Source organism: Nocardia terrae (assembly GCF_009760405.1).
In the GTDB taxonomy this organism is placed as follows: Bacteria; Actinomycetota; Actinomycetes; order Mycobacteriales; family Mycobacteriaceae; genus Nocardia; species Nocardia terrae.
In genome coordinates this window covers 497,516-517,540 of the sequence record NZ_WRPP01000004.1, presented here as the reverse complement: position 1 = coordinate 517,540, position 20,025 = coordinate 497,516, and the positions used below count along the sequence as shown (strand labels likewise).

The following is a 20,025-nucleotide window of genomic DNA, read 5'->3' as shown; positions in this document are numbered from 1 at the left end:
GCTACCCCTTCACATCTTTGATCAAGCCCATACAGGCATACGCCAAATCCGGAACCACCTCGACCGGCACCCCGCGCGCCGCGGCCAGCAACCGGATGTGGGCGTGTTCCCGCGCCTCCGGATCGCGGACCAGCACCCGCCACGGCATTCGCCGCAACAGCACCCGGGTCGTCTCCCCCACACCGGGTTTGACGAAGTTCACGCTCGAGATCCCGTACTCGGCCCGCACCCGTTCCACCGACTCCCAGCCCGCCCAGGTCGGCGTCCGGTCCGAGGCCAGCACCTCGCGCACCCGCGCGTCCACGAGCGGCCGGACCCGGCCGAAGCAGCCGGACACGGTGTCCAGCAGCCGGTTGCTGACATCCTGATCGGCCAGCTCCGCATAGAACTTGGCTCCGTGGAACTGTCCCGGCCCGATCAACTCCCGATTGAGCACGGTCCGCGAAACCAGCCCCGACACCGTGGAATTCAGGCACGCGGACGCGATGAGGAAATCGTCTCTGGTACCGAAGGTGCGCACGCAACTCCCCGGATCCGCCAGTACGGCGAGCTCCGGATCGAACCGCGCCCCGCCCGCCGCTCGATAGGCGTCCAGCGCGGCAGCGAGCTCCCGGGTGATCGCCCCCTTGCCGGTCCATCCGTCGACGAAGACGATCCGGCGCGGATCATGCTGTTGCGCAAGATAATCCAGCGCCTCCGTGTCGATCCCGCGATCGCGCACGATCGACACCGCATAATGCGGCACCTCGACGCCCCGCTCCCCCAGCCATCGCCGCATGAGCACCCCGACCGGCGTCCCCGCCCGCGCCAGCGAAACCAGCACGACCTCGCTCCCCCGCTCGGTGGCAACCAATTCCGCCACGGTCCCCACCGCCAGGGCGAGCCGCTCGGCACTCTCGGCCAGCACCTCGTCGAACAACCGGCGATAGGCGGCATCCGGCTGATATTCCACCGGCAGCGACTCCGCGTAGTGCGCTTCCCCGACCTGGATCCGCCGTTCCCGATCCGCCACTTCGGCTTCCAGCGCCACACCCGACAGGTCGGTCAACAGCCACGCCACCTCATCGGGCGCATAGGACCCGAACTCCGGCCCGCGCAACGGTTCCGGCGGTCCGCTGCGATCGGCCTCGAGCGCCCGCGGATCCACCGCGGGCAGGACGGCCAGCAACACGTCCGCTCCCGACGCGGTGAGAACATCGATGAGACCTCCGGAAGCCGTGAGTCTCTCGGTGTCCGCGGGGCGATCGGTCACCACGAGCAAGAGCGGCTCGAACTCGGCCGCGAGCTCGAGCCAGCGCGCGTTGTAGAGGAATCGCGGCGCATCCTCACCGAGTTCGGGTGCGGTGAAGCAGAAGCCACGCCGTAGCGGGTAGCCGGGCTCGTCCAGGACATAGGCGGGCGAGCGTGTCGTGGTCTGGTAGCGGGTGCGAATGCCGTTGTCGGCCAGCGCCGCCGCGATGCGCAGCGGCAGGTACATGAATTCCTCATGCGCGATGACGATGACCGGACGCGGCGCGGCGAGGTTACCGATCAGGGCTGCCACCGCCGCCTCGAGCGCCGTGTCGAAAGATGCCGCGTCCGAACTCAGGAAGCCGTGCCGGCCGCCCTCGGGAACATCGTGCGGCCAGGGCAGTTCGACGCGGGCGCAGCTGCCGCGGCTGGTGGCGACGGGGTTGAGCACGGGCTCGGGCAGCGCGGCGACGACATCGATCAGGTCCGTCGGCAGCCGGGTGGCGCCAGTGGCCAGGCAGACGGTGTCGATGCGCGCGCCGAGATCAGCGGCCGCGGATTCGAAGGCGCGACGGTCGGCATCGGTGCGCATGTCCACCAGGGACGCGAGGATGTAGTGGGCGCGCGGGGTGTGCGCGTGCAGGGCCCGGATGGCGTCCAAAGCGGTCGCGCCCGTGGAGATCTCGTCGTCGACGAGGACCATCGGCAGCCGGTTGCGGAACACCTCGGCGGGCATGGGCTGCAGCAGGTGCGAGGTGGCGTGCGAGTGGCCCTCCTCGAATCCGGCGAGGGTTCGCGCTCCCGGCACGTCGCGGCGGGTGGAGTGCAGGTAGCAGTGCGCACCGATGCGAGCCGCGACCGTGTGCCCCAGACCGGTTGCGGTTTCGGCGAATCCGAGGACCACGGCGTCGGCCGGGCCGAGGGCTCGGCGCACCAGGTCGCCGAGGCGGTTTCCGGCGTCGAGGACGCGGTGCGGGTCGGTCGGCAGGTGTTTGCCGAGGACGGTCGAGACCAGCAGGTGGGCTCGGCGGGGGTTGCGGCGCAGGCCGGGCTCGACCAGGTTCTCGACGCGCCAATCCCGCTCGAGGACGGCGGAAACGGTGTGGCACAGGGTGAGGCCGAGTTCGCGGGTGGCCCAGGGTAGTTCGAGAACGGGCTCGGGTAGGGCGGGGTCGGCGGTCATGACTCGACCACGGCCTTGAGCAGGTCCACGAAGGTGACTCCTTGATTGGCCACGCCGAAGACCTTGGCGCGCAGCATGATCTGGCGGGCCCAGGGGCGGTGCGGGCGCATCTCGTTCATCTTGTTGCGGTACTCGGAGGCGGCGACGCCGCCCGCGGCGGTGCGCAGGATGTCGAGGGCGTCGGCGTATTCCTCGTGGGTGACGATCGAGAGGGCGTGCACGACGGCCACGTGCGAGGGGTGGATGACGGTCTTGCCCTGGATGCCGTTGGCCCGGTCGAGGGTGATCTCGCGCAGCAGTCCGTCCATGTCGCGGCTGACCAGCGACTGCCGGAACGGTACGGCGTCCAGCTCGGCGAAGGGGGAGGTGCGCAGCATCGGGCGGAACATCCGGGCGTGGTCGGCGAAGTACTCCCAGACCGGCCCGGTGATGGTGAAGCCGGTGCCGTCGGCGCGGCCCAGGTAGTTGACGATGTCGGCGATGACGTCGGCGACCACCCGCACGTCGTAGATGGTGAGGTCGCGGTCGCGGCGAATCCCGAAGGTGGAGCACATATCCGTGGCGCCGATACGCACGGCGAGAATGCGGTCGCGGTGTCGCGCCAGCAGCGCGCCGATGCGGCTCAGCTCGCGATCGCGGGTCTCGCGGTGGACCAGCGCGGGGGACTCCAGCACCGGCATCCCGAACACCCGGCGGCCCAGGGCTTTCGAGGCCCGTTCCAGCGCCTCCAGATAGTCCGCCGCGCAGGCGCTGTCGAACTTCGGCAGCACGAACCCGGTGAGCGCCACCACGCCCGGCCCGAGCCGGTCGAGGAGTTCGGTGATGCTGTGCGCGTCGCGTACCCGCACGAACAGCAGCGGATACGCCTCGTCCCCGGCGGCCAGTTCGTCCAGAGTCCGTGCGGCCTGCCGTTTTCCGAATTCGACGGCGTGGTCGGCGACCGCGTCCTCGAGGTCGATGACCATCGAGCACACGCCGCGCTCGGCGCGCCGCACGATGGTCTTGGTGAGGTCGGGCCGGGTGGCGGGCACATACAGGGTCGCACCCAGCGCCATGGCCAGCAGGTCTCGATCGCGCGAACCGCCGAAGGGTTCGGGCAGCCGGTGCAACAGCCGCCGCAGCTCGGGACCCGGCACCTGCCGGAAGTGCCGCAGCGGAAAGCGTTTGCGCAGGGAGACCGGGGCGAGCGCCGGATCGCCGGTGATCATCACGGTCATCGGTGCGGCCGTCCTCCTACTGTCGAACTATCTCTCGGTATTTCGCATGCGCTCGACCACCCCGGTGACGAACGCGGAGATGGCGTCGAGTTCGGACACGTAGGCCCAGTAGTCCGGGTGGCGTCCGGTCAGGCCCGCGCCGGCCCGGTCCAGGCGTTCGGCCTGGGCGTCGAGCACCGAACCCCATTGCGGGACCACGCCCTTGTTGACGGCCAGCATCTGGGCGTCGCGCAGTTTGAAGCGCACGGCCTTGGCGCGCTCGGCGGGCTGCTCGCGCACCTGCCGCAGCAGGGCGAGCCGATCGGTGACGGCCTCGGCGCGTTCCTCGGCGGTGGCGAGGTGGGCGCGGGCGGTGGTGGTCTTCTCGAGCGCGGCCTCCGGGTCGTTGCTGGTCAAGGCTTCCCGGGCGTGCGCGAGATCCGCGGCTGCGGCGTCGATGGCCGCCCGGGCCTGTCGCTCATTGTTGGCCAAATCGTTCGAGGACGCAGCCGCGAATTCGCGCAGCAGCGCGGACATGGCCGGGGCGATGCGTTCCAGGCGGTTGCGGGCGGCATCGAGCCGGGTGGCCGCCGAGGCGACGGCGGTAGCGGCCGAATGTTGTTTTCCGGGAGCGGTTTCCAGGGCGGTGGACAGTTCCCGCACCAGGGTCTCGAGCCGGGTCGCGGCGTCGCGGGTGGCGCCGCCGGACCCGGAGGCGACCGCCGCCTCGAGTGTGAGCAGTCCCTCATCCACGGCGGCCGCGCATTGCCGGATCGAGGGGTAGGCGGCATAGGGCGAGGCGGCCGCGGCCTGGCGCGACTGCTCGGCCTGCGCGCGCACCTGCGAGACCAGTTGCGGCACCGAGCCGTACACCGCGACCGCGTGTTCGAGGTGGGCCTGATTGCCGCGGTAGAACTCGTCCACCCCGCGCGCGGCATCGGTCAGACCCCGCAGGACGCCGTCGATTTCGGGCTGGGTGACCTCGACGCTCCCGCGCTCGTCGCGTTCGAGCTGGTCCAGGCGATCGGTGAGGGCCAGGTAGGCCCCGGAGGCGCCGTAGCAGCGGGCCCGCACGGGTTCCCAGCGCGCGGTCATGCCGCGCTCCGGGAACAGCGCCGCGGACGCGGCGACGGCGGCCTCGGCGATGCTCTGGCGCTGATCCATGTCCAGGAAGGCGGTCGTCACGACCTGCCGGACCTGTTGCACCCATTCGTTGTTCCGGGGTGTCCGGAACCATCCGCGTCGACGGCCTGCTGCCACGCCCCCGATGGTAGGAGACCCGTGACAAAGGGGCGACAAGGGCGAGCGTTCATGGAAACCTATCGTATGACAGTTGCTTCCAGCCGGTAGGGTTGAGACTTATCTACACAAGACTTTAGAAAACCATTACTCTCTAGGCGGCGGGAACCGGCAGAGCGGACAACGCCGTTGAGCAAGAAACGCTTCGAACGCTTTACAACGGAAGGATCCCCACCATGGGTGTCAGTTTGTCCAAGGGCGGTAACGTTTCACTGACCAAGCAGGCTCCGAACCTGACCCAGGTGGCCGTCGGCCTGGGCTGGGACGTCCGGACCACCACGGGCACCGATTTCGACCTCGATGCCAGCGCCATCGCGACCAGCGCCGAGAAGAAGGCCCTGTCCGACAAGCACTTCGTGTTCTTCAACAACCTGCAGTCCCCGGAGGGCACCATCGTGCACACCGGCGACAACCTCACCGGTGAGGGCGAGGGCGACGACGAGACCATCAACATCGATCTCGCCAACACCCCGCCGACCATCGAATCCATCTTCTTCCCGGTCTCGATCTACGACGCCGACGCCCGCGGCCAGAGCTTCGGCCAGGTGCGCAACGCCTACATCCGGGTCGTGGACCGCGCCAATGGCGCCGAGCTCGCCCGCTACGACCTGTCCGAGGACGCCTCCACCGAAACCGCCATGGTTTTCGGCGAGCTCTACCGCAACAATGGGGAGTGGAAGTTCCGGGCAATCGGCCAGGGTTACGCCTCCGGCCTGGCGGGCATCGCCCGTGACTTCGGCGTCAATGTCTAATACGAACACCTAGCGACACGAAGAGGGCTCGGTCGCACGAGCCCTCTTCGCATGTCCACCCTGTTCCGTCCCCCGACCCGCCACAACGAAAGGCCCCAAGCGGTGCGAATATTCGGCCTCTCCATTGTCGTCACCGTATTGGCGCTGTTAGCGGCGCTGGTCTACGGCGGCCCGACCGCGCTGGCGCTGTGCGCCATCCTGGGCGTCCTCGAGGTGTCGCTGTCCTTCGACAACGCGGTCATCAATGCCAGCATCCTGCAGCGGATGAGCGAGTTCTGGCAGCGCATCTTCCTCACCGTCGGCGTCGTCATCGCCGTTTTCGGCATGCGCCTGGTGTTTCCGCTGGCCATCGTGTGGATCACGGCCGGGCTCAACCCGGTTCGTGCCTTCGACCTGGCCATGAACCCGCCCGCCGACGGCGCGCTCACCTTCGCCGACGGCAGCCCGTCCTACGAGAAGCTGCTCACCGACGCGCATCCGCAGATCGCCGCCTTCGGTGGCGCGTTCCTGCTGCTGCTGTTCTTCAACTTCATTCTCGAGGAGCACGAGGTCACCTGGCTGGGCTGGATCGAGCGGCCGCTGGCCAAGCTCGGCAAGCTGGACATGCTCGCGGTGGTGCTGACCCTCGCCGGCATCGTCATCGCGGCCGAATTCATCGCCGCCGACGATGATCGCGGCACCGTGCTGCTGGCCGGCATCCTCGGCGTGATGACCTACATCCTGGTCGACGGCCTCGGATCGATGTTCCATGCCGAGGAGCACGCGGAGGAACAGGCCGCGGCCGGACCGTCGGGAATCGTGAAGGCCACCGGCAAGGCCGCCTTGTTCCTGTTCCTGTATCTGGAGGTGCTCGACGCCTCGTTCTCCTTCGACGGCGTGATCGGCGCGTTCGCCATCACCTCCGACCCGATCCTGATCGCCTTGGGCCTGGGCCTGATCGGCGCCATGTTCGTCCGGTCCATCACGGTCTACCTGGTACGCAAGGGCACGCTGGCGGAGTACGTGTACCTCGAGCACGGCGCGTTCTGGGCCATCGGCGCGCTGGCGGTCATCCTGTTCATCACCATCGGCGTGCACGTGAACGAGGTGATCAGCGGACTGGTCGGCGTGGCGTTCATCGGAGCGGCGTTCGTTACCAGCGTGATTCGCAATCGCCGCGAGGCGGACGAGGAGAGCGACGAGGACGTGGACCTGGAGAAGTCCACCAGCGTCGGCTGATCAGAGCATGCGGCGGGGGATGACGATGTGCTTCGCCCGCCGCACCGACACCCGGGTCCAGAGCGTCTGCTGGACCGCCAGCGTGAGCCAGCCCGCGAACGCCATGCCGGTCAGGTTCACCAGCAGCTGCGCCGTACTGCCCCACACCGTCGCGCCGTCGGCGATGGCCACGCCCAGGGCGATATTGCCCGCCGCGGGCACCGTCGTCACCGAGATGAAAACACCTGCCAGGCCGACCGATTTCGCCGAGGTGATCGACAGCACCCCGGCCGCGCCCGCGATCACGGCAACGACGAACGACCACTTGTCGGGCGTATAGATGAAATGGGTGGCCGGGCGGGGACCGGTCACCTGCGCCACGGTGATCCACCCCAGCGCGCGGGCGATCAACGCCAGCACGATGGCGAACCCGATGGCCGTCGCGAACCCGATCACCAAGGTGCGCACGGCCAGTCGCAGCAGCATGAAACGTCGCCGCACCAGCGCGACCCCGAGCGCGGCGATGGGGCCGAATTCGGGACCGAGCACCATCGCGCCGACGGTCAGGATCTGCGAATCGGTGATGATGGCGATGCTGGCGATGACGGTGGCCAGCGTGAGGAAGCTGAGGAAGGTCCAGTTCAGCTCGGTGTCGTCATAGGCCCGCTGGGCCACCTCGGCCCACACCACCGCGTCGGTGCTGCTGCCCGGGGTGCGCACCTCGGCCTCGAATCCGCTGCGCGACAGCCAGGTTCCCACCTGCTCGATCTCGATGCTGCCCTCCTGGTGCACCCGCATCTCGCGCAGCTTGCAGACCAGGTCGTTGGCGGCCTCGCGGGCTATCTGCGCGGTGATGAGGTCGCCGCGCGGGCGCAGAACGGCACCGCGAATGGCGACCAGTCCGGTGACCGCGTCATCGGTTTCGAGGACCTCGAGCACAGCGTCGGTCATCGCGGTGGGGGAGAGAATCCGCAGGTGCAGCATGCGCACAGTCTGCCGTGGCGGAGCGGGGACGGCGGTCCGAAACGGCCGGGGTGTCCTGGAATTCGCATCCAGCACACCCCGGCCGCGCACTCGCTCATCCGCTCACGCGCGCAGGGCGTACCGCCGGACCGCGACGTCGATGGGTTCCGCGATCGGTTCCCGTGCGGGCTTCGGTTCCGGCGCCGCGCTCGTCTCCGATTCCGGTGCCGCGCCGCGGCGGGAGGCCAGGATCATGCCGATTACGCCCACGCCCAGGCCCGCGATCGTCAACGGGCGCAACGGCTGATCGATGACCAGCCAGGCCATCACCGCGGTGATCGCCGGAATGGCGAAGAAGTAGCGGCTCACCCGGGTGGTGCCCCAGCGCTGCAGCATGGTGTTGAGCAGCAGGAACGCGCCCATCGAATTCACCAGCACCATCCAGACCAGGGAACCGGCGAAGCGACCCGGATCGGCGATGTGGAAATCGCCTGCGGCCAGGGCCATCACACCCGCGAACGGGGCGCTGACGGCCACGTGCAGGGCGGTGCTGGTGCGCGGATCGACCGCGGGGGTGAAGCGCTTCTGGTAGACGGTGCCCAGGCTCAGGCCGAGCAGGCCGCCGAGGCACAGCAGCAGCCCGGACAGGGTGAAGTGGGACTGGTCGACCACGGCCAGGCCGACGCCGAGCCCGCCCACCCCGAAGCCCAGCCACTGCCGCCGGCTCACCGATTCGCCCACGCCGCTGGCGAATACGGCGATCACGACCGGGCTCAGGCCCTGCACCAGCGAGATGATGGCGGCGCTGACGTGCTGATGCATCGCGGAGTAGAAGGCACCGAACTGCACCATCTGCATGAGCAGGCCCGCGACCACCGTGTGGGCCAGTACGCGGCCGCGCGGCCACACCGCTCGCGTCGCCAGGGCGAAGACGATCAGCAGGGCGCCCGCGATCGCGAAGCGGGCGAACAGCACCAGCATCGTGGGGGCCGCTCCGACGCCGATGATGCCGGCGATGAAGGCGCTGCTCCACATGAACATCAGGGCCGGCGGGCCCGCTACCTCGAGAAGCCGGTTGTCCATGATTTCCTCCGAGCCGCTAACCGGTTTAAGTGGTTATTACAGTGACACTCCTATCGGTAACCTGTCAAGGTGGTTACTATGAAGAACATGTCGACCTTCACCGACCCGCATCTGTTCGTCAGCGGCAACCTGGCGCTGAACTTCATCGGCACGGTGGGCGAACGACGGACCAACCGGATCGAACGGCTCACCACCGCGGACGAACTCGGCGAATGGGTGGTCGCGGCCGAAATCCTCGACACCGCACCGGACTGCGCCGATGCGCTCGACCGCGCGACCGCGCTACGAGAAGCGGCGTGGCGGACCATGCAGACCGTGCTGCGGGGAGAACCCCTCGACGCGGCCGACCGGGCACTGCTCGAGAGTCACGCCCGCGACACCCTGCCCGAACTCACCCTCACCGCCGACGGTGCGGTACGGCGCGGCGGCACAATCGATTCCGCGCTGGCCGCCATCGCCCGCTCGGCGATCGAACTGCTCGGCTCCCCCGATCGGGACCGGCTCAAGGAGTGCGGGCGAGACGCCTGCACCCGCCTCTACCTCGACACCTCACGCGGCGGTTCGCGCCGGTGGTGCGACATGGCGGTCTGCGGAAACCGGGCCAAGAGCAAGGCCTTCCGCGCCCGCAACACCGAGCCGGCCCAGTGACCGCGGCCGGGCGGCGACGAACAGGAAGAAGAACACCACCAGCAGCGCCGCCCGGCCCCACACACCGATCTGCACGATGTTCTGCTCGAACGCGGCGTTGTTGCCCGCGCCCAGGGCATAGAAGTAGCGGAAGACGCCGATGCCGATACAGGCGTCGGCCATCAGGTAGGTGACGATCAGACCCCACGGCACTTCCAGCAGCACCAGGAACGGGATCAGCCATAGGGTGTACTGCGGCGAATGCACCTTGTGGAATTCCAGGAATCCACACAGCATCGCGCCGCTGACGCCGATCCACGGATAGACACCGGCCAGCTGATAGCGCCGCCACCCCAGCCAGCAGGCCAGCGCGAAGGACACCACCACCAGCACCGGCGAGGCCACCGACACCATGTCCTGGAACGCCGCCTCACCGCCGCGGGTGTTCGCGTACAGCGGGCGCAGACCCCAGTACCAGATGGAATTCGTGGTGATATCGGCCTGGCGCAACTGCTGGAAGGTGATCGACGCGCGCCAGCCGTCATATCCGGCCAGCGCGAACGGCAGATTGATCGCGACCACCGTGCCGATCGCCGTGGCGGCGACCATGAGCGCGCCGCGCACATCGAATCGCCTTTCCCGCAAGGGGGATTCACCGAGCAGCACATAGATCAGCAGGGGCAGCACGAAGAGTCCGGGATACAGCTTGAAACAGAAGCCGATCGCCAGGAAGACCGCCGCCGCGATCGCCCGGTCCCGCAGCGAATATTTGGTCAGCACCGTCACCACATAGAACGCGGCGACCGCCGTGGCGACCACCGGCAGTTCCCAATTGTGGAAGGCGTAGAGCACCAGCGGCGGCCCGGCCGCCCACAGCAGCGCCGACGGTCCGGCCATCCGGGCCAGCAGGTAGGCGGTGAGCAGCGCGAATGGGGCCATGAGCAGCGCCGAGTGCAGCAGGAAGTCCGCGTCGGTGTGTGAACCCAGACCTCCGATCCACATGAACAGACCGCTCAGCACCGGGTACTCGACGGCCCCGCCGGTCAGCTGACCGTCCGGCGTGATGCCGCCCGTTATATAGGGAAAGAGGTGTTCGTCGATGCCGCGACCCAACCACAGGTACTGAATGTCGGAATAACAGACATTCGAGTCCTTGATCGAATCGAAGATCAGGCTGCGGCCGGACTCGTCGACCGCTCCACCCGCACACCGCGCCTTGTTCATATAGGCGATCAGCAGGGTGATGCCGCACACCAGCGTCGAATAGAGCGCGATCATCGAACGACCCGAACCGCGGCGGCGCGAATCCATTTCGCTGACGACGGGTCGGTTCGACATGCGCCCCACCCTAGGCGCGCCTCCCGCGTGTCCGCTCGTTCAACTCCAGACTGGCCCGATTTCGCAAGGCCCATGCCGCTATATCCCCCGCGCTCCGGCCCGCGTGTACACGCGGGCCGGAGCGCTCATACCCCGTGGCGGGACCGCCGCGATGGCTCATGTAGCCTTGTCGGGTTGCTGACGCAACGAACCCTCCTGCCCACGGACAGTCCGTGGGCCGTTCACAGTCCACAGGAGGTGATGAGGTCCGTGCGTCATTATGAAGTGATGGTCATTCTCGATCCGAGCCAGGACGAGCGCACCGTCGGCCCGAATCTGAACACCATGCTCGGTGTCATCGGTGCCGAGGGCGGCAAGGTCGACAACGTCGACATCTGGGGCCGCCGTCGTCTCGCCTACGAGATCAACAAGCAGGCCGAGGGCATCTACGCGGTCGTCACCCTGACCGCCGAGCCCGCGACCGTGAGCGAACTCGATCGCCAGCTGGGCCTGAACGAGTCGGTGCTGCGCACCAAGGTGCTGCGTACCGACAAGAAGTAAGTCCAGTCCTCCCGCAACGTCGCTCGTAAATCGTCGGTCCCTGTCTCTAGGCTGACTGGCAAACCGTGCACTGAGCCCGATCTCGGGCTCGCACGGGCGAGCGCATTGCGGACTGCACCGGAAACAGCAGGAGGAACCATGGCCCAAGGCGACACGGTCATCACCGTCATCGGCAATCTGACGGCTGACCCCGAGCTTCGATTCACGCCCGCGGGAGCGGCGGTCGCGAACTTCACCGTCGCGTCCACTCCCCGCGTGTTCGACCGTAATACCAATGAATGGAAAGACGGCGAAGCGCTTTTCCTGCGCTGCAACATCTGGCGTGAAGCTGCGGAGAATGTCGCCGAGAGCCTGACCCGTGGCTCGCGAGTGATCGTGAGCGGACGACTCAAGCAGCGCTCCTACGAAACCCGTGAGGGTGAGAAGCGCACGGTCGTCGAACTCGAGGTCGACGAGGTGGGTCCCTCGCTGCGGTACGCGACCGCGAAGGTCAACAAGACCACCCGTGGCGGTGGTGGCGGCGGCTTCGGCGGTGGCGGACAGGGCGGCGGCGGCCAGCAAGGCGGCGGCGGCTTCTCCGGTGGTGGCAACAGTGGTGGGGGTCGTGGCGGCCAGAGCGCCGGCGACGACCCGTGGGGCAGTGCCCCCGCGGCCGGCTCCTTCGGGGGCGGGCCGATGGACGACGAACCGCCGTTCTAGACAACGGCTTTCCCCAGGAACCGCCTCGGATGGGTTGCGTTCCCAGAATTTTGGAGTTGAAAGACCATGGCCAAAGCACCGGCACGCGAAAAGGTGCTGAAGAAGAAGGCTTGCACCTTCTGCAAGGAAGACAAGGCCGGCAAGAAGAACAACACCGCCGGTTCCAAGATCGACTACAAGGACACCGCGCTGCTGCGCAAGTACGTGTCCGACCGTGGCAAGATCCGCGCTCGCCGGGTGACCGGCAACTGCGTCCAGCACCAGCGCGATATCGCTGTCGCCGTGAAGAACTCGCGTGAGGTGGCCCTGCTGCCTTACGTGTCCACCGCTCGCTGAGAAGGGAAGGCACAGAGATGAAGCTCATCCTCACCGCTGATGTCGACAACCTCGGTGCGCCCGGCGACACCGTGGAGGTCAAGGACGGCTACGGCCGTAACTTCCTGCTGCCGCGCGGCCTGGCCATCGTGGCCACCCGGGGCGCGCAGAAGCAGGTCGAGGGCATTCGCCGGGCGCAGGACGCCCGCCGTGTGCGCGACCTGGACCACGCCAACGAGCTGAAGCAGGCCCTCGAGGGTCTGTCCGGCGTGTCCCTCGCGGTCAAGACCGCGGGCACCGGCAAGCTCTTCGGTTCGGTCACCGCCGCCGATGTCGCCTCGGCCATCAAGGCCGCCGGTGGCCCGGTTGTGGACAAGCGCAGCATCGAGCTGCCCAAGGCCCACATCAAGAGCACCGGTAAGCACGGTGTCGTGGTGCACCTGCACCCGGATGTGGTCGCCAAGGTCGACCTGCAGGTCAACGCCGCCGAGTAATTCGGCTTGTCGGAGGCCGCTCCCGGTGGGGGTGGCCTCCGATTTCTTTTGTTTGCCAGGTAGTGGCTGTTTGTTGTGTGCGGGTGTCATCGCGAAGGGTCGGCCTGCGTGACCCGCGATGTTCGCCCGGGCTGTGGATTGCTCAGCAAACCAACCGTTCTCGTTGTGAGTCAGGTCATAAGCGCGTGACCGTCCGTTTACCCAACACGCCCGGACGTTACCGTCCAGCGACACGCCGCACCGAATTGATCCACAGTTACGCACAATGAGAATTCCGCCACTACCAGGGGATTGATGAGCCCCGCCGACCGTTGTCCCCAAGTTCTCCACAGGGGGTGCACAACGGTTGGTGAACAATACCCACGTTGTCCACAGGTATGTGCACAGCTCGGTTTGGCGGGTCACCGCCCGGTCGCCTAGGTTCGCATTCAGTGTCGTGACCACAGCCCGGGACGGCACGACTCGGGGTATTCCAGCGCACCCATCACCGGTTTGCCACCGCGCCCGCACAACTCGGCGCGGCGACTCCGCGTGGCGGCCCGAACATGTCGGTGCGCAGGCGTACAACGGTCATGAACTCGTTCCGGGCGCGAGGAGAGAGGACGGTCGAGCCGATGGCAGTCGTCGACGATCGCGGCCACGACGATCACGGACCCTCCGACTATCCCGACGCCCCCGGCGAGGATTTCGGCCGCCAGCCCCCGCACGACATGGCCGCCGAACAATCCGTCCTCGGCGGCATGCTCCTGTCCAAGGACGCCATCGCCGACGTAGTCGAGGTCATCCGCCCCGGCGACTTCTACCGCCCCGCCCACGACGCCGTCTACGAGGCCATCCTCGACCTCTACGGCCGCGGCGAACCCGCCGACCCCGTGACCGTCGCCGCCACCCTCGACCGCAGGGGCGAGTTGAAGCGCATCGGCGGCGCGCCCTACCTGGTCACCCTGACCCAAACGGTCCCCACCGCCGCCAACGCCGGCTACTACGCCGAAATCGTTGCGGAGAAGGCGATCCTGCGCCGCCTGGTCGAAGCAGGCACCCGAATCGTCCAGTACGGCTACGCGGGCGCGGACGGCCAAGATGTCGCCGAGGTCGTGGACCGCGCCCAGGCGGAGCTCTACGACGTCACCGAACGCCGCTCCTCCGAAGACTTCGCCCCCCTGACCGACATCCTCCAGCCCACGATGGACGAACTCGACTCCATCGCCAGCCGAGGCGGCATCTCCCTAGGCGTACCAACCGGTTTCACCGAACTCGACGAAATCACCAACGGCCTCCACCCGGGCCAGATGGTCATCGTCGCGGCGCGCCCGGGTGTCGGCAAGTCCACCCTGGGAATGGATTTCATGCGCAGCTGCTCCATCAAGCACGGCATGGCGAGCGTCATCTTCTCCCTGGAAATGAGCCGCACCGAAATCGTCATGCGCCTCCTATCCGCGGAAGCGAAAATCAAACTGGGCGATATGCGTTCGGGTCGCATGAGCGACGACGACTGGACCAAACTCGCCCGCCGCATGAGCGAAATCTCCGAAGCCCCGCTCTTCGTGGACGATTCACCCAACCTCACGATGATGGAGATCCGAGCCAAGGCCCGCCGCCTCAAGCAGCGCCACGACCTCCGCCTCATCGTCGTCGACTACCTCCAGCTGATGAGTTCCGGAAAAAAGGTCGAATCCCGTCAGCAAGAAGTCTCGGAATTCTCGCGAAGTTTGAAGCTGATGGCGAAGGAACTCGAGGTTCCGGTAATCGCGATTTCGCAGCTCAACCGTGGTCCTGAGCAGCGAACGGATAAGCGTCCTATGGTGTCCGATTTGCGTGAAAGCGGAAGTTTGGAGCAAGATGCCGATATGGTCATTTTGTTACATAGGCCCGATGCCTTCGAACGAGATGACCCCCGCGGCGGTGAGGCGGATTTGATTCTGGGCAAGCATCGAAACGGACCGACCGCGACGATTACCGTTGCACACCAGCTGCATTTGAGTCGATTTGTCGATATGGCACGGGGATAGTCGAATTCGCTAGCATCGAACACCTATTCGACCTACTGTTGTTTGGTGCCCACCAACCATGCTCGCGATGAGTCAATCGGTAAGTGCACCAACAACTTCAATAGCAAACTGGGCGGTCTAGCCCAATCGGCTCGTGTCTTCCGCGCCGACAACGGCGCGGCTATATCGGTGAAGTCGCTGCACCGCAACGGAGAACGGCCGCTCGTATGGTCGCTCGACGAGCGGATGAGGTTCGTCCCACGGCCCGTCTCCAGCGTGACCTCCGGCCCCGGCGAAGTCATGCGTGTCCGCCTCGCTTCGGGCCGATCCGTCGAACTGTCGACTGCAGCCCGGCTGCTGACCATCGATGGCTGGAAGGACCTGGAAGCACTCGCGCCCGACGATCGCGTTGCCATACCGCGATGGGTTCCACATACCCTGCACCCCAAGGAGATGCCCGACGCCGAGGCGGTCATGCTGGCACACATGATCGGTGATGGTTCCTTCGTGAAGCGACAGCCGATTCGCTACGCCAGCATCGACGAAGAGAACCTTTCCGCAGTGACAGCGGCCGCAACCCACTTCGGCATCACAGCGATCCGCGACGAGTACGCAGCTGCCCGAGTCACCACACTGCGTTTGCCCGCGCCGTACCGACTCACGCACGGAAGGCGAAACCCGATCGCCGCATGGCTCGATGAGCTGGGCTTGTTCGGGCTCCGTAGCCACGAGAAATTCGTTCCTGAGCCTGTTTTCGCATTCCCGACCAGCCAGGTGGCGATCTTCCTCAGACACTTGTGGGCCACGGATGGATCCATTCGCTGGGACGGGAAAGGACGCCAGGCCCGCATCTACTACGCGTCTACCAGCTGGCAGCTCATCAACGACGTCGCGAATCTCTTGCTCAGGTTGGAGGTGCACGGGCGTATCAGGCGAGTCCGAAAGCCTGGGTACCGCGACTGCTTTCACCTGACCATCGATGGCACCGACAACCAAATCACCTTCTTGTACGACGTAGGCGCTCATGGGGCACGGGGCGTAGCTGGGGAAGCAATGCTTACCCAGCTCGACAAGCTCGAACCGAATCCCAACGTCGATACGGTGCCCAAGGAGATCTGGAACGCAGTCAGAACAATATTGGAGGCTCGGCAAATGACCCATCGTGAGTTCCAAGCTGCGATGGGAAGCCAATACTGCGGGTCCGCGATGTGGAAGCGCTCCCTTGGTCGCGCGCGCTTGGCCCGCGCAGCCTACATACTCGATGCCCCCGAGCTCGCGATACTCTGCAACAACGACGTCTTCTGGGATCGGATTACAGAGGTCACCAGCCTCGGCGAGCAAGAGGTGTTCTCGGTATACGTCCCCGGCACTGAAAACCTGATAGCAGACAGCGTTTCGGTGAAGGCCGGGATGTAGACCGGGCCGTTGGTCAGCCGAGGCCGCGGGCGATGTCGCGGGCGGATTCGTGGTGTTGGATGTCGAGGTTGTGGGTGCGGAGGGTGGATTCGAAGGCGTCCGGGTCGTCGGGGGTGAGGACCGGGTGGACTCGGCGGCCCAGGTCGAGGACGAAGCCTACGGACTTGCGGGGGCGGGAGACGTCGAGGGAGAACCAGTAGCGCGGGTCACTGGTGCCCCAGCCTCGGCCGCGGCCGGACCAGCCGCCCATGGGGTAGCGGTGGACCGAGCGGATGGACTCGTAGGGGATGCGTTTCGCGCTGGCGGTCGGGAAGTAGTAGGCGCGGACGGTGATGCCGGTCGCGTCGGCGGTGATTCGTTTGTCTTGGTAGCCGCCGTTTTCGGTCGCCATAGGAGAATCGAACACCCACCGAAGGGCGTAGTAAAGGATTTCGGTGGGTGTCCGGGGTCTCGTCAGCCGATGTTGGCGGAGAGGGCGGGGAGCATGCGGTAGGCCTCGTCCTGCCAGTTGTTCCAGGCGTGGATGCCGTAGGCGGGGAAGGAGTAGTCGACGTTGGTGGCGCCGAGGGTGGCCATGCGGACCTGGAAGGCTCGGGTGTTGGCCAGCGCGAGGGCTTCCAGGGCCATGCCGTTGGCGGTGCCCATGTTGGGGCCGTCCTGGGCGGTGGGGAGGCCGGAGGCCGCCGAGATGTAGAGGCGGGTGTTGTTGGCGATCAGGCGGGGGGCGAAGACAAAGGGGTCCATGCGGAGCCATTGGGGGCCCCACGGGGGAGCCATGGAGTCGACGTTGTAGCCGCCGGCGTCGACCATGGCCAGCCGGATGGCCTCACGCATGCCGGGGGCCGAGATGTTGAGGTAGCCGGAAAACGCTCCGGCGAAGCTGAATTGGTCGGGGTGGTAGGCGGCGAGGGTGAGGGCCGCGGAGCCGCCCATGGAGAGGCCGAAGACGCCGTTGCGATTCGGGTTGAAGCCCAGGCGGTCTCGCAGCGCCCAGCGAAGATCGTTGGTGAGGAAGGATTCCCAGGTGTAGCGGTAGCTCTTGCCGGGGCCGCCGGAGAGGGCGTCGGTCACGCCGGAGCCGGTGTTGGCGGATCCGGTGCCGGGCGGGATGCCGAAGAAGGAGCTGGGCGCGTTCCAGTCGGCGTAGAAGCTGGACTGGCCGCCGACGGGCATGACCACGTTGATGTTGGCCGCCGCCATGGCCTCGGCCACAGTGGTTTCGATTTCCCAGCCGTTGAGGTCTTCACGGGCGCGCATGCCGTCGAGGGCGTAGACGACCCGGTCGGTATTGCCGTCGGCCGCGCGCAGGACGCGGGTCTTGATGGGCCCCATGGCGGAATCGACCCAGAAGTCGAACGCGGCCGGATCGAAGGCCGCCGATGCCGTTGCGCCACCGCCGGATACCGCGATGACCAGCGGCGCTATCAAGGCCACGACCAGGGCCATCGCACTACGAATCAATCCCATCGATGCCGATCCTCTCGCTCCCGCGGCCATCGGCCGCGTCGTCATTCGGATCCGGTCCCCGAACCGGGCGAAAAGCGGGCGCGACGACGGGGGCAGTTCCCGTCGTCACGCTCGCTCGATGTACCTATCGTCCAGTTCGCCGATTTTGTTGCTGAAAATTAGCGACAATCGTGCGAATTGACGTGACAGCCCAGGTCAGGCACCAGAAACCCACGCCATGCACGCCGGAGTCGGTCTCTTTGCCTGATTCGCGATCGTCGGGCCGCGCGGCGGGGTTACGGTCGATCGATGAGCCGTAGTGGGAGAGGACGCGGTCGCATCGTTCGGGCCGGGGTGGTGGCCGCGACGGCCGCGCTGGTCGCGGCGGGCTGTGGGAGCAGCGGAAACAGTGGGACGCAGCAGGTCGCGGCGAGCTGGCCGCCCGCCGAGGGGCGCGGGTCGTGCGCGGTGGACAAGCAGGAGAACGTGCCCGCGACCATGCGGGACGGCGCGGTGCTGAAGGCCGATGTGTACAAGCCGAAGACCTCCGACCAGGTCCCGGTGATCCTCATGCGCACGCAGTACGGGAAGTCCGCGGCGCAGATCCAGCCCTTCCGGTATCAGACACCGGATTGGTTCGCCTCACACTGCTATCTGGTTGTGGTGCAGGACATTCGAGGGCAGGGGCAGTCGGGCGGCACGTTCAGCGAATTCACCAACGACATGAACGACGGGTACGACTCGGTGGAGTGGGCCGCGGGGCTGCCGGGTTCGAACGGCAAGGTCGGCATGTACGGCTCGTCGTATGTCGGTGCCACGCAATGGCTCGCCGCCGTCGGCGCGCCCCCGCATCTGACCACCATCGTTCCGGCGAATACGGCCTCGGACTATTACGACGGGTGGACCTACGAGGGCGGCGCGTACCGGCTGGCGTTCGTGGAGCCGTGGGCCATGGAGACCATCGGCGCGAGCTCGGCCCTCAATCGCGGGGACACCGGCACGGCCAAACAGCTGGCCGCGGACGGCGCGAACTACTCACGCTGGCTGGGTTTCCGCCCCTACCAGCAGTTTCCACCGATGCATCCCGGCGATCAGACGGTCGCGCCGTGGTTCTACGACTGGATCAACCATTCCACTCGCGACGACTATTGGAAGCAGTGGAGCATCCGCGACCGGTACGCGAACGTCAAGGTCCCCGTACTGGATTTCGAAGGCTGGTACGACGCCTTCCTCGCGGGCGGGACGGAGAACTTCGCGGGCATGGTCGCGAATGGCGGCACGCCCGAGGCCAAGACCAACCAGCGCCTGGTGCTGGGGCCGTGGGACCACGTCGGCTGGGGTCGCCCCGGCGCCAATATCGAGACCCCGATGCTGGCCGCCACCGGCGAGGCGGGCGACAGTCCGATCAACGACCTCATGCTGGCCTGGTACGACCATTTCCTGAAGGGCCAGGACAACAAGGTTTCCGGCAAGCCGGTGGTGGACTACTTCCTGATGGGCGCGAACAAGTGGAAGTCGGCATCGGCGTGGCCGCTGCCGAACACACAGTGGACCACCTATTACCTGTCGGGCAATGGCGGCAACGGAATCCAGGGCCGGGTCGGTCTGCTCAGCACCGCGGCGTCCAAGGACCCGCAGCAGCCGGACCGCTACGACTACGACCCGCTCAATCCCGTGCCGAGCGCGGGCGGGCACTCCTGTTGCGGCGCGCCGACGGGTCCGCAGGGGCCGGTGGATCAGTTCGTGGTGGAGCAGCGTTCGGATGTGCTGACCTACACGACCACGCCCATGTCCTCGGATACCGAACTGACGGGCCCGATTCGGATGACGCTGTGGGCGGCCTCGACGGCGACCGACACCGATTTCACCGCGAAGCTGGTGGCGGTGGCCCCGGACGGGTCGACGGTGAACCTGAACAACGGGATCATTCGCGCCGCCTTCCGTGACTCGCTCGAGCATCCGTCGCCGATCGTGCCGGGTCAGCCGTACAAGTACTCGATCGATATCTGGCCGACCAGCTATCTCGTCAAGGCGGGATACAAGATCCGCGTGGAGGTCTCGAGCAGCGATTTCCCGCAGTTCGCCCCGAACCCGAATACCGGCGATCCGTTCGGCTCGAATGCGAATACGCAGGTGGCGACCCAGACGATCTATCACGACGCGGATCATCCGTCGGCGCTGGTGTTGCCGATCATTCCGGCGGGCGATGCGGGAAGTTCACGATTCCCGCTGCAACACTGACATATTCGCGTCGCATCA

18 protein-coding genes are annotated in these 20,025 nt (G+C 66.7%); 10 read left to right on the top strand and 8 right to left on the bottom strand.

Annotated features, from left to right (window positions below; translation table 11 throughout):
* Window position 1 precedes the first annotated feature (1 nt).
* From GPX89_RS22495 to GPX89_RS22485, 3 genes are read right to left on the bottom strand one after another with little or no spacing between them, the layout of a single operon-like run.
* A complete protein-coding gene (locus tag GPX89_RS22495) occupies window positions 2-2,413 on the bottom strand; it encodes a phosphoribosyltransferase (protein WP_157389559.1) in 2,412 nt (803 codons plus the stop codon).
* On the bottom strand, window positions 2,410-3,621 hold the full coding sequence (locus tag GPX89_RS22490) for an HpcH/HpaI aldolase/citrate lyase family protein (RefSeq protein WP_157389900.1): 1,212 nt from the start codon (window positions 3,619-3,621) through the stop codon (window positions 2,410-2,412). The genes GPX89_RS22495 and GPX89_RS22490 overlap by 4 nt, the downstream gene beginning before the upstream one ends.
* Window positions 3,622-3,657: 36 nt before the next feature.
* Window positions 3,658-4,869 (bottom strand): hypothetical protein, encoded by a 1,212-nt coding sequence (locus GPX89_RS22485; RefSeq protein WP_328602176.1) that lies wholly within the window; start codon window positions 4,867-4,869, stop codon window positions 3,658-3,660.
* Window positions 4,870-5,084: 215 nt separating this feature from the next.
* Here GPX89_RS22485 and GPX89_RS22480 point away from each other — a divergent pair, with 215 nt between their 5' ends.
* Entirely contained in the window at window positions 5,085-5,660 is a 576-nt protein-coding gene (locus tag GPX89_RS22480) for a TerD family protein (RefSeq protein ID WP_157389558.1), read from the top strand.
* A 51-nt stretch (window positions 5,661-5,711) separates the two neighbouring features.
* Window positions 5,712-6,878 carry a DUF475 domain-containing protein gene (locus tag GPX89_RS22475; RefSeq protein WP_157389557.1) on the top strand — a complete coding sequence of 389 codons (1,167 nt, stop codon included), beginning with the start codon at window positions 5,712-5,714 and terminating at the stop codon, window positions 6,876-6,878.
* Here GPX89_RS22475 and GPX89_RS22470 read toward each other — a convergent pair whose 3' ends face one another.
* Both GPX89_RS22470 and GPX89_RS22465 read right to left on the bottom strand, forming a co-directional pair.
* Window positions 6,879-7,841 carry a DUF389 domain-containing protein gene (locus GPX89_RS22470; RefSeq protein WP_157389556.1) on the bottom strand — a complete coding sequence of 321 codons (963 nt, stop codon included), beginning with the start codon at window positions 7,839-7,841 and terminating at the stop codon, window positions 6,879-6,881.
* 102 nt (window positions 7,842-7,943) lie between these two features.
* Window positions 7,944-8,903 carry a DMT family transporter gene (locus GPX89_RS22465; protein ID WP_157389555.1) on the bottom strand — a complete coding sequence of 320 codons (960 nt, stop codon included), beginning with the start codon at window positions 8,901-8,903 and terminating at the stop codon, window positions 7,944-7,946.
* A 78-nt stretch (window positions 8,904-8,981) separates the two neighbouring features.
* On the opposite strand from GPX89_RS22465, the gene GPX89_RS22460 reads away from it, so the two are divergent.
* Window positions 8,982-9,551: a CGNR zinc finger domain-containing protein gene (locus tag GPX89_RS22460; RefSeq protein WP_198347542.1), complete on the top strand. Its 570-nt coding sequence runs from the start codon at window positions 8,982-8,984 to the stop codon at window positions 9,549-9,551.
* Here the strand turns inward: GPX89_RS22460 and GPX89_RS22455 are convergent.
* A complete protein-coding gene (locus GPX89_RS22455) occupies window positions 9,453-10,868 on the bottom strand; it encodes a glycosyltransferase family 87 protein (protein WP_407939460.1) in 1,416 nt (471 codons plus the stop codon). The genes GPX89_RS22460 and GPX89_RS22455 overlap by 99 nt on opposite strands.
* A 249-nt stretch (window positions 10,869-11,117) precedes the next feature.
* Between GPX89_RS22455 and rpsF the strand changes: the two genes are divergently transcribed.
* The 6 genes from rpsF to GPX89_RS22425 all read left to right on the top strand — a co-directional run bounded on the left by rpsF (window position 11,118) and on the right by GPX89_RS22425 (window position 16,320).
* Window positions 11,118-11,408: a 30S ribosomal protein S6 gene (gene rpsF, locus GPX89_RS22450; protein WP_120739209.1), complete on the top strand. Its 291-nt coding sequence runs from the start codon at window positions 11,118-11,120 to the stop codon at window positions 11,406-11,408.
* A gap of 138 nt (window positions 11,409-11,546) precedes the next feature.
* The gene (locus tag GPX89_RS22445; protein WP_033088210.1) at window positions 11,547-12,107 is read left to right on the top strand and encodes a single-stranded DNA-binding protein; all 561 of its coding nucleotides are present in this window, start codon (window positions 11,547-11,549) and stop codon (window positions 12,105-12,107) included.
* 66 nt (window positions 12,108-12,173) lie between these two features.
* Complete coding sequence (gene rpsR / locus GPX89_RS22440) at window positions 12,174-12,443, top strand: 30S ribosomal protein S18 (RefSeq protein WP_033088209.1); 270 nt, start codon at window positions 12,174-12,176, stop codon at window positions 12,441-12,443.
* 17 nt (window positions 12,444-12,460) lie between these two features.
* On the top strand, window positions 12,461-12,916 hold the full coding sequence (gene rplI, locus GPX89_RS22435; protein ID WP_033088208.1) for a 50S ribosomal protein L9: 456 nt from the start codon (window positions 12,461-12,463) through the stop codon (window positions 12,914-12,916).
* Between the two features lie 614 nt (window positions 12,917-13,530).
* Complete coding sequence (gene dnaB / locus GPX89_RS22430) at window positions 13,531-14,925, top strand: replicative DNA helicase (RefSeq protein ID WP_157389553.1); 1,395 nt, start codon at window positions 13,531-13,533, stop codon at window positions 14,923-14,925.
* A gap of 45 nt (window positions 14,926-14,970) precedes the next feature.
* Window positions 14,971-16,320, top strand: a complete 1,350-nt coding sequence (locus GPX89_RS22425; protein ID WP_328602174.1) for an LAGLIDADG family homing endonuclease — start codon at window positions 14,971-14,973, stop codon at window positions 16,318-16,320.
* Between the two features lie 13 nt (window positions 16,321-16,333).
* On the opposite strand, the gene GPX89_RS22420 is transcribed toward GPX89_RS22425, so the two are convergent.
* Window positions 16,334-16,711 carry a hypothetical protein gene (locus GPX89_RS22420; RefSeq protein WP_157389551.1) on the bottom strand — a complete coding sequence of 126 codons (378 nt, stop codon included), beginning with the start codon at window positions 16,709-16,711 and terminating at the stop codon, window positions 16,334-16,336.
* Between the two features lie 62 nt (window positions 16,712-16,773).
* A complete protein-coding gene (locus GPX89_RS22415) occupies window positions 16,774-17,787 on the bottom strand; it encodes an alpha/beta hydrolase (RefSeq protein WP_235947748.1) in 1,014 nt (337 codons plus the stop codon).
* 333 nt (window positions 17,788-18,120) lie between these two features.
* Here GPX89_RS22415 and GPX89_RS22410 point away from each other — a divergent pair, with 333 nt between their 5' ends.
* A complete protein-coding gene (locus tag GPX89_RS22410) occupies window positions 18,121-20,007 on the top strand; it encodes a CocE/NonD family hydrolase (RefSeq protein ID WP_407939480.1) in 1,887 nt (628 codons plus the stop codon).
* The last annotated feature ends 18 nt before the right edge of the window (window positions 20,008-20,025 follow it).